The organism is Bacillus cereus group sp. BfR-BA-01430 (assembly GCF_022663115.1).
Classification (GTDB): Bacteria; Bacillota; Bacilli; order Bacillales; family Bacillaceae_G; genus Bacillus_A; species Bacillus_A cereus_BD.
Genome location: NZ_JAKUEW010000007.1, coordinates 72,741 through 87,549, shown reverse-complemented (window position 1 = coordinate 87,549; position 14,809 = coordinate 72,741). Strand labels below are relative to the sequence as shown.

The following is a 14,809-nucleotide window of genomic DNA, read 5'->3' as shown; positions in this document are numbered from 1 at the left end:
TCCTAATCTAGTTTTTCGATATCTTCAACAACTTGTTTCATCTTGTCATTCACATGCTCTTCTTCATTGATAAGCTGTTTTAGCTCTGCAACAAGTTGCTGCCTTGCTTGAAATTTGTGAAGTAGCATTAATTTCTCTTCATATTCTTCAAGCATCGCCTCAGTCCGTTTAATATTATCATACACGGCTTGGCGACTTACATCAAATTCTTCCGCAATTTCACCAAGAGATAAATCGTCTAAATAATAAAGCGACATATAACTTCTTTGTTTTTGCGTTAACAACGATTGATAAAAATCAAACAAGTAATTCATTCTCGTTGTTTTTTCGAGCATGTTGGATCATCCTTTGTTAAGTGATTTCCCTTTACATGAATTAGTTTACATGGAGTACAAAAGAGTGTCAAGTTTTTTTCTTAACATCCCTATATTTTTATAAAAAAGAAGCGGAAATACCGCTTCTTTCACTTATACTTCTTCTGTTTCTACTAAGTTCGCAAATAAACCATACACATATTGTTCTGGGTCAAACTGCTGTAAGTCATCCATTTGCTCTCCTAATCCAACAAATTTCACCGGTACATCCATTTCGTTACGAATCGCTAATACAATACCACCTTTAGCAGTTCCATCTAACTTCGTTAAAACAATACCAGTAACATTCGTTGCTTCACGGAATGTTTTCGCTTGGCTTAAACCATTTTGTCCAGTTGTTGCGTCAATTACTAATAATACTTCATGAGGAGCTCCCGGTATTTCACGTTCAATAACACGTTTTACCTTTTCTAACTCTTTCATTAAGTTTACTTTATTTTGCAAACGTCCTGCTGTATCACATAATAATACGTCTACTTTACGCGCTTTCGCCGCTTGTACAGCATCATACATAACAGCCGCTGGATCTGATCCTGATCCTTGCTTAATTACTTCCACACCAACGCGATCGCCCCATACTTCTAACTGCTCAATCGCTCCAGCACGGAATGTATCTCCCGCCGCTAATAAAACAGACTTTCCTTCTGACTTAAATTTATGTGCCATCTTTCCAATTGTTGTTGTTTTCCCTACTCCATTCACACCTACAAATAAAATAACTGTTAATTGATCTTGCTGCATATTGATTTCATTACTAAATTCTTCTTCACCTTTATAAATATCGATCAATTTTTCAGAAATAACAGCTTGTACCTCTTTCGGATCTTGAATGTTACGACGTTTCACTTCATCTTTCAGCTGATCGATTAGTTCCATTACTGTTGTAACTCCAACATCGGCACCGATCAATATCTCTTCTAACTCTTCAAAGAAGTCCTCATCCACTTTACGATAGCGGTACACTAAATCATTTACTTTATCAGCAAATGAATTTCTCGTTTTTTCTAATCCATGTTTAAACTTCTCTGTCACAGTATCTGTTTGTTTTGAAATCTTCTCTTTTAACTTTTTAAAGAAACTCATTCTTCCCATCCTTTCTATTTACTTGCTACAAGTTTTTCTCCATCATCTAAACGAACAGAAACAAGCTTCGATACACCTGATTCTTGCATCGTTACGCCATATAAAACATCTGACTCTTCCATTGTACCTTTTCGGTGCGTAATGACAATAAACTGCGTTTCATCGCTAAATTTTTTCAAATACTGCGCGAAACGAGCCACATTTGCTTCATCAAGAGCCGCTTCCACCTCATCTAGTACGCAGAAAGGAACTGGACGTACCTTTAAAATACCAAAGAGCAAGGCAATGGCAGTTAGCGCACGTTCTCCGCCCGATAACAGCCCTAAATTTTGCAATTTCTTACCCGGAGGCTGTGCAACAATGTCAATCCCTGTATTTAATAAATCTTGTGGATTGGTCATCACTAAATCTGCTCTTCCTCCACCAAACAATTCACAGAATACAGCTTGGAATTCCGTGCGAATAGATTGGAATGTAGTAGAAAAACGTTTTTTCATCTCTTCATCCATCTCTGTAATTACTTGGTGTAATGTCTCTTTCGCTTCTTCTAGATCATCTCGCTGTTCTAATAAGAATGTATGACGCTCTGCTACCCGCTCATATTCATCAATTGCACCTAAGTTTACAGTTCCCAGCTCTTCTATTGATAATTTAATTAATTTGACTTTTTTACGAGCTTCTTCCGCAGGCATTGTCATTGTATATTTTAATTTTGCTGCTTCAAATGAAATCGTATATGTTTCACGCAAATGCTGCAACCTATTCTCTAATTCTACATCAAGTCGGTTAATCTTAACTTCTTGATCTCTTATCATTTCCAAAATATACTTATGTTTGCCCTGCGCATCTTTCACATCGCGTTCTAAGCGCTCTACTCGCGCTTGGAATTCCACTCTTTGTTCACGTCGAGATCGTATTAATTCTGTTGTCTGATTTCGATCGTATGTTTTCTTTTCGATCATACTTGCAATTTGTTCTTCACCGCTCGAATTTGATGTCATTTCTTGCTTTAAGAACGATAAATCTTCTTTCGTTTTAACAAGAGTACGCTCCGCTTCCTCTTTCTCTTTGATTAAGCGCTCCACTTTTTCCTTTTGGTTAGATAGACGCTGTTGTTTTTCAGCAGCTTGTACTTTTAACTCAGTAATTTCTGCCTGCACCTTTTCTTTCGAAGAGTGCTGTTCACTTTTCTGTTTTGTTAAAGTTACAATTTCTGTATCTAGTGCGTGAATCTCTTGTTGAAGGTTCGCTAAAATCTCTTCTAGCTCCGCCTTGCGTCCTTGCATTTTCACTTGATCTTGCATAAAGCCTTCAATCTCTAAATCATAGATTGATAAACGGTCATTAATTCGATGCTCTTCTAACGCAAGTTGATTCGTTTCTTCTTTTAATTTCTGTTCGATGACACGTTCAGCTTCTAGCGTTTGACGCAATTCTTTCACTTTTTCTTCTTTCTCTTGAATTTCTTGCTTCAATGCTTTCACAAAGTTTTCTAATTTCGTTGTTTTTTCTTCCATGTCAGCAAGTTTCTCATTCCACTCTTCCAATTCACGCTGACGTCCTAATAAAGAAGATTTCGCTTGCTTCACAGCGCCACCGGTCATAGAGCCGCCCGGGTTCACAACATCTCCTTCAATCGTCACAATACGATAGCGATATTGCAATTGTTTCGCCAATTCGTTTGCTCCCCGTAAGTCTTTTGCAACAACAACTGTACCTAATAAATTTGAAACGATATTTTCATATTTATGATCGTACTGCACAAGCTCTGCTGCAACACCGACAAAAGCAGGATGTTGATTGATTATACGCAACTGATCCACTGATAAAGATCTTCTCTTAATGACTGCTTGAGGTAAAAATGTTGCTCGTCCGTGTCTATTCTGCTTTAAAAAAGTAATCGCCTTACGAGCATGCTCTTCTGTTTGAACAACAATATGCTGCATTGCGGCACCAAGCGCAATCTCCAGTGCCACTTCATACTCCTTCGGTACAGTAAGAAGCTCTGCTACCGCCCCTTCAATCCCTTGAAGTATATTGTCACGAGCTTTTAATACTTCACGTACACCTTGATAGAAACCAGAATAATCCTCTTGCATTTCTTCTAGCATTTCTTTTCTTGAACGTGCTTGCTGAACAAATTGATACGCTTGATATAACTTTGATTCATTTTCACTATATTGCGATTTACATTTTCCTAGTGCAGCTTCTGTCTTATGTATATCCTGAACAATATGAGCGACTTTCTCTTTTACCTGTTCATAATTTTCTACAATTTTCGCCTTTTTTGCTGTAATTTGCATACGCATTTGAACATATTTTTCGTTTTCTTCATCAAGGCGCTGGTTTTTAGAGTTTTGTTGTTTAAATTGTTCTTCAATCATAGAAAGCTCATTACGATAACTTGCCTGCTTATTTAAAAGTTCAATGTAATCACCTTTTAAATTCTCAATCTGTTCCTCTAAATTCTCCTCATATGTCGAAAGAAGTTTTTCGTTTTCTTGTAACTTCTGTTCCAATTCTTTCACTTGTTTAGCAAAATTCATTAATTCTTCAGTACTTGTTTCAATTTCACCTTCATAGCCATCTATTTTTTCAGTTAATTCAATGATTAACTGTCCTAATTGCGCGCAATGTGTTGTGGCATTTTGTTTTCTTTCCTTCAGCAATTCACGTTGTCCCTCTAGCTTTTCTAATTCTTTACTAGAAAGGAGAAGAACTTCTTGCAAGGAATGAATAGACTCATCAATAGCTTGTAATTGCCCGCGTAACTCTTCAAGTTCCGCCTCATTTTTTTGTAAGTGACTTGCTACCTTCACTTCTTCAGCTTTATTATGTCCAAATTGTTGACGAAGAGCTTCCCATTTTTTATATAATTCTTCAATTTCATACACAATAAGAGCTGCTTCAACTTTTTCTAACTCTTCCTTTTTCTCTAAATAATCTTTTGCAACGGAAGCTTGTCTTTCAAGAGGCTCTACTTGACTGCTTAATTCATGAATAATATCTTGAACTCGATTTAAATTATCTTGCGTTTCCGCTAATTTTCCTTCTGCTTTCTTTTTACGCAACTTATACTTTAATACGCCTGCTGCTTCTTCAAACACACCGCGACGTTCTTCTGATTTACTACTTAAAATTTCTTCTACTTTCCCTTGGCTAATGATTGAAAAAGCCTCTCGACCCATACCAGAGTCCATAAATAAATCAATAATATCTTTCAACCTACAAGACTGTTTATTAATGAAAAAATCGCTATCGCCTGAACGAGAAACACGGCGTGTTACACATACTTCATTATATTCAATCGGTAAGCGCTGATCTTCATTATTTAAAGTTAATGTTACTTCCGCTACATTAACCGCTCTTCTCGTATCACTACCAGCAAAAATAATATCCTCCATTTTTGCACCGCGCAATGATTTGGCAGATTGTTCACCAAGTACCCAGCGAATTGCATCCGTAATATTACTTTTTCCGCTTCCATTCGGACCAACAACCGATGTTACACCCGGAACGAAATCTACAGCAACACGTTCCGCGAAGGATTTAAATCCAGCTATTTCTAATCTCTTTAAAAACACGAAAGGCCTTCCTCCTGTTCTCTGTTGTTACACAATATTTAATCAAATAAACTCATTTCATGCACAGACTTTCCTATTCACTTAACATAAAAAAGAAAGTTTCACTCTATGCATAAGGAATCCCCCTTTACATGAGGGGGATTCCTTATGATTGTTCTTTTAATTTTCTCAACGCTTCTGCAGCAGCTTGTTGTTCTGCTTCTTTTTTTGATTTTCCACTTCCAAGACCAAGTGCTACACTATTTAATGTAACACGGGACACGAACTCTCGATTATGAGCAGGTCCTTTTTCTTGCAAGATTTGGTACTCTATATTGCCGCTACCATCACGTTGAATCAATTCCTGCAATTGACTCTTATAATCCATCACATGAGAAAAAGCACCTTCGTTAATTTTCGGATATACAATTTCTTTTAAAAATCCCCAAACTGTATCTAATCCTTGATCAAGATAAAGGGCACCAATAAACGCTTCAAAGACATCCGCTAATAAAGCTGGTCGTTCACGTCCGCCTGTCATTTCTTCTCCTTTTCCTAATAAGACAAGGCTACCGAATGATAGTTCATTAGCGAAACGTACAAGAGATGGCTCACAAACAACAGCTGCACGCAGTTTTGTTAACTCACCTTCACTCATTGTCGGATATTTTTGAAACAGATACTGTGATACAGTTAGCTCTAATACAGCATCGCCAAGAAACTCAAGGCGTTCATTATCTTCATGCGGCTTTTTTCGATGCTCATTCACATACGATGAATGCGTAAATGCTTGAATTAATAATTTTTCATTTGTAAACGTAATACCTAATTTTTGTTGAAACGTTCTAAAAGCTTCACGATATTTTGCTTCATATTTTTTTTCTCTATATTTACGGTACGGCATAGGTCCCTCCAGATATAAGCCGAGAAAGCCCCGCTAAAAAACGGGACTTCACTCAAACATTATAGATGACTCTCTATGTAAGTCACAGCATCGCCAACAGTAGCAATCTTTTCAGCATCTTCATCAGAAATTTCCATTTCAAACTCATCTTCTAATTGCATTACAAGTTCTACTACATCTAGGGAGTCTGCGCCTAAATCTTCTTTAAAGCTCGCAGCTGGTACTACCTCAGTTTCTTCTACACCTAAACGATCAACGATGATTTTTGTTACACGCTCTAAAACATCTGCCATTCCATTCACCTCCCCTCAAGTATTATATTAAATATTATCAAAAAAAACTAGGTAAAATCGATTCTTTCCTTATTTCTTTTCTTACATTACCATGCCGCCATCAACGTGTAAGGTTTGTCCTGTAATATATTTGCTTTGATTCGTAGCAAAAAATGTTACAGCATTCGCAATATCTTGCGCTTCACCAAACTGAGCAGCAGGAATTAATTTTAACATTTCTTCTTTTACCTTTTCATCTAATACATCTGTCATATCAGTCGTAATAAATCCAGGAGCAATTGCATTTACTGTAATATTTCGGCTTGCTAACTCCTTAGCCGATGTCTTCGTCAAACCGATTACTCCAGCCTTTGCAGCTACATAGTTTGCTTGTCCTGGATTTCCAGTCACGCCTACAACAGATGCAATATTAATAATGCGTCCATAACGCTGGCGCATCATGTAGCGAGATACAGCTTTTGTACATAGGAATACACCTTTTAGGTTTGTATTAATAACTGTATCCCATTCTTCTTCTTTCATACGCATTAACAAATTATCTCTTGTTACGCCAGCATTATTCACAAGAATATCAATTTGTCCAAACGTATCTACTGCCTGTCTTACCATATTTGTAACATCATCCGCAATTGCAACATCTGCTTTTACTGCAATTGCGGATGATCCTATTTTCTTGATTTCATCTACAACTTCATTCGCTTTTTGCTCATTTCCGGCATAATTTACAATCACTTTCGCCCCTTGTTTTGCTAAATCGATTGCAATTGCACGACCGATTCCACGCGATGCACCTGTAACAAGTGCTATTTTCTCTTTTAACATCCGCTTTCTCCTCTCAAACTTGAAATGGTATCTTTTAATGTTTCTTCATCATAGACCGTATATACTTTCACAGATGAATCAATTGCTTTCATAAGACCAGCAAGTACTTTTCCAGGTCCAATCTCAATAAATGTATCTACACCTTGCTCAATCATACATGCAATGGATGGGTACCATAACACAGGTGAATAAAGTTGTTCAATCAGCTTTTCTTGAATCTCTTCCTTGTTTGTCATACAGTCTGCTGTAACATTTGCAATAACGGGGATCTTTGTATCTTGAATTGCAATTTCATTTAGCACACTTTTAAATTTTTCAGCTGCCGGCTTCATAAGGGAAGAATGAAACGGTCCGCTTACTCGAAGGGGAATCGCTCGCTTCGCGCCTTTTTCTTTTGCCTTTTGAGAAGCAAGCTCTACCCCTTGCTTTGTCCCAGAAATTACAATTTGCTTTACACTGTTCATATTGGCAATTTGCACCGCATGCCCCTCATTTGTCACTTCTTCTGTAACTTGTTTCAGGATATTCGGATCAGCACCTAATATAGCTGCCATCGCGCCTTCCCCACCTGGAACAGCTTCTTCCATATATTCACCACGTTTTCTCACAGCATAAACAGCATCTTCAAATGTTAATGCTCCAGCTGCAACAAGCGCACTATATTCACCTAGACTATGTCCTGCTACATAATCAGGCGTAATATCGTATTCATTTAAGGCAGTTAAAATTGCAAAACTAGTTGTGAGTAATGCCGGCTGTGCATTTGTCGTTAATGTTAGTTTCTCCTGAGGCCCTTCAAAAATCACTTGTGAAAGAGGCTCATTTAAAACTTGATCCGCTTTTTGAAATACCTCTGCTACTTTTTTATTATTTTCAGCTAACTGTTTTCCCATTCCTACTGCCTGTGAACCTTGGCCTGGAAAAAGAAATGCTAGTTTTCCCATTTCAAATCCTCCTCTTATCGGAGTGGCTCTTTCTCCATTACACTTGAAATTGTAGGAATAACTTCTTTCGCTACCATCTCTCTCGTTTGACGAATCGCACTAAATATAGATTGGTCATTAGAAGAACCGTGAGCCTTGATGACAGGCGCCTTTAATCCAAACAGCGCTGCCCCACCATACTCCGAATAATCCATTTTATCTTTTAACGTCATCAATTTCGGTTTTAATACTGCTGCTGCTAGTTTACTTGTAAATGAGCTCATCAATTGCTCTTTTAACATAGAGAATAATGCAAGTGCGGTTCCCTCTAATGACTTTAGTGCCACATTTCCTGTGAAACCGTCACATACAACAACATCTGCCACACCTTGCAATAAATCTCTTGATTCAACGTTCCCAACAAAGTGAATTGGGGCATCTTTTAACATAGAAAATACTTGTTTTGAAAGATCATTCCCTTTCCCATCTTCGGTACCAACATTTAATAGTCCAACACGTGGATTTTTAATTCCTCTTACTTTTTCTGCATATACAGAACCCATTAATGCATATTGATATAAATGAATCGGCTTGGCATCAACATTAGCACCAACATCTAACATAACAAAGCCTTCTCCACCAACAGTTGGCATAGTAGGTGACAAAGCAGGTCGTTCAATCCCTTCCATTCGGCCGACAACGAACAAACCAGCTGCCATTAAAGCTCCTGTACTACCAGCTGATATACAAGCATCTGCTTCCCCTTCTTTTACTTGCTGCGCTGCTAGTACCATTGAAGCTTGCTTTTTGCGACGAACTGCTCTTACCGGTTCATCTGTCGCTTCAATTTTTTCATCTGTATGAAGTATAGTAATTCGCTCTTCGTTCGTTAAGTATTGACGAATTTCCTCTTCTTTCCCTACTAATGTAATATGTAAATCTGAATATTCTTTAATAGCTTTCATTGCTCCTAATACTACAGCCTTTGGAGCATGATCGCCGCCCATTGCATCTATTGCGATTTTCATAAATTGTTACCTTCCTCACTATAATTACTAGATCGATACATTTCAAAAGTGCCTGTAAAAACTAATTCTTCTCCAACAAAGCTCCGCACTTTGACAATCGTCCGCCCTTTATCATTCTCAACATCCTCAACGCGCGCTTTCGCAACAACACGCTCTCCTAATTTTACAGGACGGATATATCGAATGGTAGACTTTGCAGTTAAAGCTAGATCTTCATCAATAACCGCAACAGCTAGTGAGTTTGCTTGAGCAAACAAATGATGCCCGCGGGCAATTTGATTTCTTTGAAAAACATGTTCTAGTTTCACTTCAAAAATGGAAATTGCATGTCTATCTAATTCTATATCAATAATTTCTCCAACAATTTCCTCAAGTGGTAACGATTTTACATTCTCTTCATGGTTTTTTGTAGCTACATGCTTAATTCTTTCTCTTAACTCTGGAATGGATAACTCCATACGATCAAGACGAACCGTCTGTATACTAACTTGAAATCGTTCCGCTAAATCTTCATCCGTTATAAACGGATTGGTTTCTATTGTTTGTTGTAATAACGCTTGTCTTTCTTTTTTACTTCTTCTTTTTTTCATACCGCACCATCCATTTTTTGTGACTAGGTACTAACAGTAGTATATAATCATTAAAAGTAGAATGCAACAAAAACTTTCACACACTGTCTTAATCGAGCTTTTCACCTTGAAAAACACCTGTTCCTTCTAAATACATGCGCAATGCTGCATACTGCTCGTTATACCAAAATGCTTCCGATTCTACAAGAAGCGCAGCATCCTGCCTTGCTGTTTCTAACGCTCGATAATCATGTACTATGTCAGCCACCTTAAACTCTGGTAGACCACTTTGCTTACTTCCAAAAAAATCTCCAGGCCCACGTAATTCTAAGTCTTTTTCTGACAATACAAATCCATCATTTGTTTCAGTCATAATGCGCATGCGTTCTTTTCCCGTTTCTGATTTCGGATCTGCAATTAGCAAGCAGTAAGATTGCTCACTACCGCGTCCAACGCGCCCTCGCAACTGATGAAGCTGCGATAAACCAAAACGCTCGGCATCATAAATGACCATAACTGTTGCATTCGGTACATTCACGCCAACTTCAACGACTGTCGTTGAAACAAGGATTTGTACTTTATTTTCACTAAATTGTTCCATCACTTCTTCTTTTTCTTGAGCTGATAAACGTCCATGCATTAATCCAACCTGAAATTCCCCTTGATAATGATGCGTTAACATACTATGCAAATCAATTGCATTTTGCATATCAAGTTTCTCAGATTCTTCAATTAGCGGACAAATTACATAGGCTTGTCTTCCTTTTTTTACTTCTTTCGCAACAAAATTTAAGACGCGATCTAACATATCATGCTTTGTCCAATATGTTTCAATCACTTTACGACCAGCTGGCATTTCATCAATAATCGAAACGTCCATCTCTCCAAAAGCAGTTATCGCTAATGTTCGAGGAATAGGAGTCGCCGTCATAAACAAAACATCAGGACTTTCTCCTTTTTCGCGCAACACACGACGCTGCGCTACTCCAAACCGATGTTGTTCATCCGTAATAACCAATCCGAGTTTATGGAAAATAACCTCATCTTGAATTAAAGCATGCGTCCCAACAAGAATATCAATTTCACCTTGTTCTAATTTTGCTAAAATTTCTCGGCGACGCGCCCCTTTCACTGAACTTGTTAATAATTCCACATTCAAATGAAAATGCGAGAAAATTTCTGTCAATGATTGAAAATGTTGTTCAGCTAAAATTTCAGTAGGAACCATTAAGGCACCTTGATAATGAGCGAGTTTAGCAGCATATAAAGCAATCGCGGCAACAACTGTCTTCCCTGACCCAACGTCACCTTGTAATAAGCGATTCATACGATACGGAGATCGCATGTCTTTTAAAATTTCAGCAATAACACGCTGCTGCGCCCCTGTAAGAGGAAATGGAAGCGCATCAATAAATTCTTGTAACCCTTCCACTGAAACATCTTTCTTCGTTCCTTGTGAATTTTCTCTTTCTATTTTACGAAGAGCTTGCATTTTCAACTGAAATAAGAAAAATTCCTCATATACAAACCGCCGACGAGCTTGTTTTAAATCTTCTTGATTAACCGGAAAATGAAGCGCTCGAAGTGCTTCATAACGCGGTAATAACTTATATCGACCAAGTAAACCATTTGGTAACAACTCAACTATAGCATTGCCATATTCTTTCAAAGCTTGTGCGATAAAGCGTCTCATTTGCTTCACCGTTAACTTTCCTTTTACCGAATATACCGGCTCTATTTCTTGCTTCCGCACAAATGGCCCAAAGTGTAATTCAGACACAGAGATCGTTTGACGATGCTGATCCCATTTACCAGTAATGGTAACTACTTCATCAAGCTTTAGTTTTTGTTTATAATAAGGTCTATTAAAACACACAGCAGTAATTAAATAACGACCAACGAGTACGCGAACAGTAAGCCGAGATTTTTTCTTCCCATAGTATTGTAGTATAGGAGCGCTATGAACTTTCCCTTCAACGGTCACACGTTCTTCGTGTTTTACATCCGCTAAATCTTTCATTGCATAATCTTCATAGCGGTATGGGAAATGCTCTAATAGATGCGTGACTGTATAAATTCCCATCTCATGTAATAGCTCAGATGTTTCTGTCCCGATTCCTTTTACATCCGTAACAGGAACTTGCACAACTTCATTCAAAATCTCCACACTCCGTCACATCATTTTCTTCGTTCATTCTGTTTACCTTTGGCAATTTTTCGTATTAAGATTGCAAGTATCCAAATTTATTTTATATTGCAATCGCTCGCTTCCACGATTCCTATTGTATCATAGGCATTCTAAAAGAAACCACTCTTACAGAACCGAATGAAAAAGAGCCCTACTATACCAGCAAGGCTCTTTTTCATTCATCATATACTAGCCTTTTGAATAAGAACGATAGACACTTTACATATCATTCATTCTTGTTCATTAGCAAATCTTACTCTACAGAAACTATGAAAGAATATACAGGTTGATTTCCTTGATGCACCTCAACCTCTACATCTTCAAATTTCTCTTCTACAAACGCAATGACTTCTGCAACTTCTTCTGCTGTTGTATCTTCACCTTGCAATATCGTTACGATTTCAGAATCTTCATCAATCATACTTTCTAACAATTGCTTCGTTGCCCCTACTTTTTGAGGATTAGTAGATACAATTTTTCCATCTGCAATACACATGAAGTCGTCTTTTTGAATCGCTACACCGTCAATTTCTGTATCGCGAACTGCATACGTAATTTGACCTGTTTTCACATGAGATAATGCTTCTTTCATGTTCTCTTCATTTTCCTCTAAAGTAGCAGTTGGATTAAATGCTAGCATTGCAGCCATTCCTTGAGGAACTGTTTTTGAACGAACAACAAGAACTTCTTGATCCACAACAGAAGCCGCTTGTTCTGCTGCCATCACAATATTGCCATTGTTCGGTAAAATAATGATTTTCTCAGCATTTGCTTCTTCAATTGCTTTTACGATATCCTCTGTGCTAGGATTCATCGTTTGGCCACCTTCGATTACTTGAGTTGCGCCAATGCTTTCGAATAATGTTTTAATACCTGATCCCATTGCTACAGTTACAATACCATATGGTTGTTTTTCCTTTGTTGTGCTCACTGTTTCATGTGTCGGTGCTGGTTCATCTAATAAAGCAGTATGCTGTTCACGCATATTTTCTACTTTAATATTAATTAAACTACCGTAGCGTTGACCATAGTTCATTGCATCACCAGGATGTTCTACATGAATATGTACTTTTACGATTTCATCATCTGATACAACTAATAATGAATCTCCATATACACTAATATCTTCACGGAATTTTTGTTCAGAGAAATTATGTTCCTTCGCCTTCTCTGCATCTAATTTCACCATAAACTCTGTACAATAACCATACTTAATATCTTCTGTACTCAATTGGCTTTGTACACTACGGTGATGTTCTGCACGTACCAGTTCATTCATAGGTGGTTGCGTTGGCTCATTAGAAGCAATTGTTTCTCCTTTTAATTCTGCCAAAAATCCTTCATATACAACAACAAGACCTTTACCACCGCTATCTACAACGCCAACTTGTTTTAATACAGGTAATAAATCTGGCGTACGATTTAACGATGCATTCGCTTCTTTTACAACGTCCTCCATAAACAAAACAAAGTCACGCTGTTTTTTCGCAACTGTGACTGCATATTTAGCCGTTTCTCTTGCAACTGTTAAAATCGTTCCTTCAATCGGTTTCATAACTGCTTTATACGCTGTTTCTACACCAGCTTCTAAAGCTGCCGCAAAATCAACTGTTGTTAATTCTTCTTTTTGTTCAATGGATTTAGAAAAACCACGGAATAATTGAGATAAAATAACACCTGAATTACCGCGTGCTCCCATTAATAATCCTTTTGCTAAACTTACACCGACTTTACCAGCATGCTGTGAAGGATTTGCCTTAACTTCACGCGCCCCTGAAGTCATTGATAAGTTCATATTTGTACCGGTATCGCCATCTGGAACTGGAAAAACGTTCAATGCGTCAACAAGTTTAACATTGTTAGTTAAATTATTCGCTCCTTGAATAATCATTTGAGATAAACGTTTTCCATCAATTATTTGAATTGACACAGATTTTCCTCCTTAATGCACATTACAAGTTTATTACTTTAACTCCTTGTACGTAGATGTTTACAGAATCTACGGCTAGTCCTACTGTTTGATCTAATGTATATTTTACTTTCGTTTGGACGTTATGTGCTACTTCTGAAATTTTTGTACCATAGCTCACAATAATATACATATCAATATGTACTTCATCTTCTTCTTTACGAACAATAACGCCTCGAGTAAAGTTTTCTTTTCGTAAAATATCTGTTAATCCATCTTTCAATTGATTTTTTGAAGCCATACCTACGATACCGTAGCAATCTACTGCGGCACCTCCAGCAATTGTTGCAATGACATCTGTACTAATATCAATTTGACCGTACTTTGTTTTAATTTCAATTGACATCTCTTTTCCCCCTTCATAAATGGTGAAAGTGAGCTAGACTACTTTAATTACTATCATATAATCTTTTCAAAGAAAATTCCATCGTTCTTTCTTTTCACTCTCATATTTTCAGCACATTGTGCTTTTCTATGATGAGCAAAATAGTCCATTGTTATTATACAACATGTACTACTATAATATGTCAAGAGATTTTTCTTGTTTCCTTCTTTTTCCTACTGGTATTTAGTGTCAAGTAATTTTTCTTGATTTCTTTGTTATACACGGTTGCATTCTGTTTTTAGTTGTGTTAAATTATAGTAGTGTTTTTAGCATCGCATAAAAGACTAACATTGAAAAATTACGTATGGTAAGGTAGTTAAGGAGGGAAATATACATGGCTCGTGTTTGTGCTATCACTGGAAGAAAAGCTCGTTCTGGTAACTCTCGTTCTCACGCAATGAACGCTACAAAACGTAAATGGGGCGCTAACCTTCAAAAAGTTCGCGTACGCATCAACGGTAAAGTTCAACGTGTTTACGTTTCTGCTAGAGCATTAAAATCTGGCAAAATCGAACGTGTTTAATAATAAAAAAAGAGCCGCTTGGCTCTTTTTTTTATTATTACAATGAAAAAAGCACCGGTAAAAGGTGCTTTTTTAGTCCTTTTTAAAGGTATTTAACACCGCGCGAACAATTCCACCAAGAAATTTAGGTAACTTAATTGTATAAAATCTCATGGTTTCCCTCCTAATCCCCATTACTCCACTTG

14 protein-coding genes are annotated in these 14,809 nt (G+C 37.4%); 1 reads left to right on the top strand and 13 read right to left on the bottom strand.

Annotated elements, in window-relative coordinates; all coding sequences use genetic code 11:
• Positions 1-2: 2 nt before the first annotated feature.
• The 12 genes from MR058_RS13735 to MR058_RS13680 all read right to left on the bottom strand — a co-directional run bounded on the left by MR058_RS13735 (position 3) and on the right by MR058_RS13680 (position 14,062).
• Positions 3-335 (bottom strand): putative DNA-binding protein, encoded by a 333-nt coding sequence (locus MR058_RS13735; protein WP_012094941.1) that lies wholly within the window; start codon positions 333-335, stop codon positions 3-5.
• Positions 336-467: 132 nt separating this feature from the next.
• The gene (ftsY, locus tag MR058_RS13730; protein WP_242144527.1) at positions 468-1,457 is read right to left on the bottom strand and encodes a signal recognition particle-docking protein FtsY; all 990 of its coding nucleotides are present in this window, start codon (positions 1,455-1,457) and stop codon (positions 468-470) included.
• Positions 1,458-1,471: 14 nt separating this feature from the next.
• Complete coding sequence (gene smc / locus MR058_RS13725) at positions 1,472-5,041, bottom strand: chromosome segregation protein SMC (protein WP_242144526.1); 3,570 nt, start codon at positions 5,039-5,041, stop codon at positions 1,472-1,474.
• Between the two features lie 145 nt (positions 5,042-5,186).
• Positions 5,187-5,924: a ribonuclease III gene (gene rncS, locus MR058_RS13720; RefSeq protein WP_242144525.1), complete on the bottom strand. Its 738-nt coding sequence runs from the start codon at positions 5,922-5,924 to the stop codon at positions 5,187-5,189.
• A gap of 59 nt (positions 5,925-5,983) precedes the next feature.
• Positions 5,984-6,217 (bottom strand): acyl carrier protein, encoded by a 234-nt coding sequence (acpP, locus tag MR058_RS13715; protein ID WP_000786062.1) that lies wholly within the window; start codon positions 6,215-6,217, stop codon positions 5,984-5,986.
• Between the two features lie 81 nt (positions 6,218-6,298).
• Positions 6,299-7,039, bottom strand: coding sequence for a 3-oxoacyl-[acyl-carrier-protein] reductase (gene fabG / locus MR058_RS13710; RefSeq protein WP_242144524.1), 741 nt, complete (start codon positions 7,037-7,039; stop codon positions 6,299-6,301).
• Entirely contained in the window at positions 7,033-7,983 is a 951-nt protein-coding gene (gene fabD, locus MR058_RS13705; RefSeq protein WP_242144523.1) for an ACP S-malonyltransferase, read from the bottom strand. The genes fabG and fabD overlap by 7 nt, the downstream gene beginning before the upstream one ends.
• Before the next feature lie 14 nt (positions 7,984-7,997).
• Positions 7,998-8,990 carry a phosphate acyltransferase PlsX gene (gene plsX, locus MR058_RS13700; protein ID WP_242144522.1) on the bottom strand — a complete coding sequence of 331 codons (993 nt, stop codon included), beginning with the start codon at positions 8,988-8,990 and terminating at the stop codon, positions 7,998-8,000.
• A complete protein-coding gene (gene fapR, locus MR058_RS13695; RefSeq protein ID WP_242144521.1) occupies positions 8,987-9,580 on the bottom strand; it encodes a transcription factor FapR in 594 nt (197 codons plus the stop codon). Before fapR ends, plsX begins: the two co-directional genes overlap by 4 nt.
• An 88-nt stretch (positions 9,581-9,668) precedes the next feature.
• Entirely contained in the window at positions 9,669-11,717 is a 2,049-nt protein-coding gene (gene recG / locus MR058_RS13690) for an ATP-dependent DNA helicase RecG (RefSeq protein WP_242144520.1), read from the bottom strand.
• Between the two features lie 283 nt (positions 11,718-12,000).
• The gene (locus tag MR058_RS13685) at positions 12,001-13,677 is read right to left on the bottom strand and encodes a DAK2 domain-containing protein (RefSeq protein ID WP_242144519.1); all 1,677 of its coding nucleotides are present in this window, start codon (positions 13,675-13,677) and stop codon (positions 12,001-12,003) included.
• Between the two features lie 22 nt (positions 13,678-13,699).
• Positions 13,700-14,062 (bottom strand): Asp23/Gls24 family envelope stress response protein, encoded by a 363-nt coding sequence (locus MR058_RS13680; protein WP_042979435.1) that lies wholly within the window; start codon positions 14,060-14,062, stop codon positions 13,700-13,702.
• 373 nt (positions 14,063-14,435) lie between these two features.
• Between MR058_RS13680 and rpmB the strand changes: the two genes are divergently transcribed.
• Positions 14,436-14,624 carry a 50S ribosomal protein L28 gene (gene rpmB / locus MR058_RS13675; RefSeq protein ID WP_012094952.1) on the top strand — a complete coding sequence of 63 codons (189 nt, stop codon included), beginning with the start codon at positions 14,436-14,438 and terminating at the stop codon, positions 14,622-14,624.
• A gap of 72 nt (positions 14,625-14,696) precedes the next feature.
• On the opposite strand, the gene spoVM is transcribed toward rpmB, so the two are convergent.
• Positions 14,697-14,777 carry a stage V sporulation protein SpoVM gene (gene spoVM / locus MR058_RS13670; protein WP_001213600.1) on the bottom strand — a complete coding sequence of 27 codons (81 nt, stop codon included), beginning with the start codon at positions 14,775-14,777 and terminating at the stop codon, positions 14,697-14,699.
• Between the last annotated feature and the right edge of the window lie 32 nt (positions 14,778-14,809).

Excerpts from the sequence above, each read along its gene's own strand:
- MR058_RS13735 (WP_012094941.1), bottom strand. The coding sequence starts at position 335 with ATGCTCGAAAAAACAACGAGAATGAATTACTTGTTTGATTTTTATCAA.
- ftsY (WP_242144527.1), bottom strand. The coding sequence starts at position 1,457 with ATGAGTTTCTTTAAAAAGTTAAAAGAGAAGATTTCAAAACAAACAGAT.
- rncS (WP_242144525.1), bottom strand. The coding sequence starts at position 5,924 with ATGCCGTACCGTAAATATAGAGAAAAAAAATATGAAGCAAAATATCGT.
- acpP (WP_000786062.1), bottom strand. The coding sequence starts at position 6,217 with ATGGCAGATGTTTTAGAGCGTGTAACAAAAATCATCGTTGATCGTTTA.
- fabG (WP_242144524.1), bottom strand. The coding sequence starts at position 7,039 with ATGTTAAAAGAGAAAATAGCACTTGTTACAGGTGCATCGCGTGGAATC.
- fabD (WP_242144523.1), bottom strand. The coding sequence starts at position 7,983 with ATGGGAAAACTAGCATTTCTTTTTCCAGGCCAAGGTTCACAGGCAGTA.
- plsX (WP_242144522.1), bottom strand. The coding sequence starts at position 8,990 with ATGAAAATCGCAATAGATGCAATGGGCGGCGATCATGCTCCAAAGGCT.
- fapR (WP_242144521.1), bottom strand. The coding sequence starts at position 9,580 with ATGAAAAAAAGAAGAAGTAAAAAAGAAAGACAAGCGTTATTACAACAA.
- MR058_RS13680 (WP_042979435.1), bottom strand. The coding sequence starts at position 14,062 with ATGTCAATTGAAATTAAAACAAAGTACGGTCAAATTGATATTAGTACA.
- rpmB (WP_012094952.1), top strand. The coding sequence starts at position 14,436 with ATGGCTCGTGTTTGTGCTATCACTGGAAGAAAAGCTCGTTCTGGTAAC.
- spoVM (WP_001213600.1), bottom strand. The coding sequence starts at position 14,777 with ATGAGATTTTATACAATTAAGTTACCTAAATTTCTTGGTGGAATTGTT.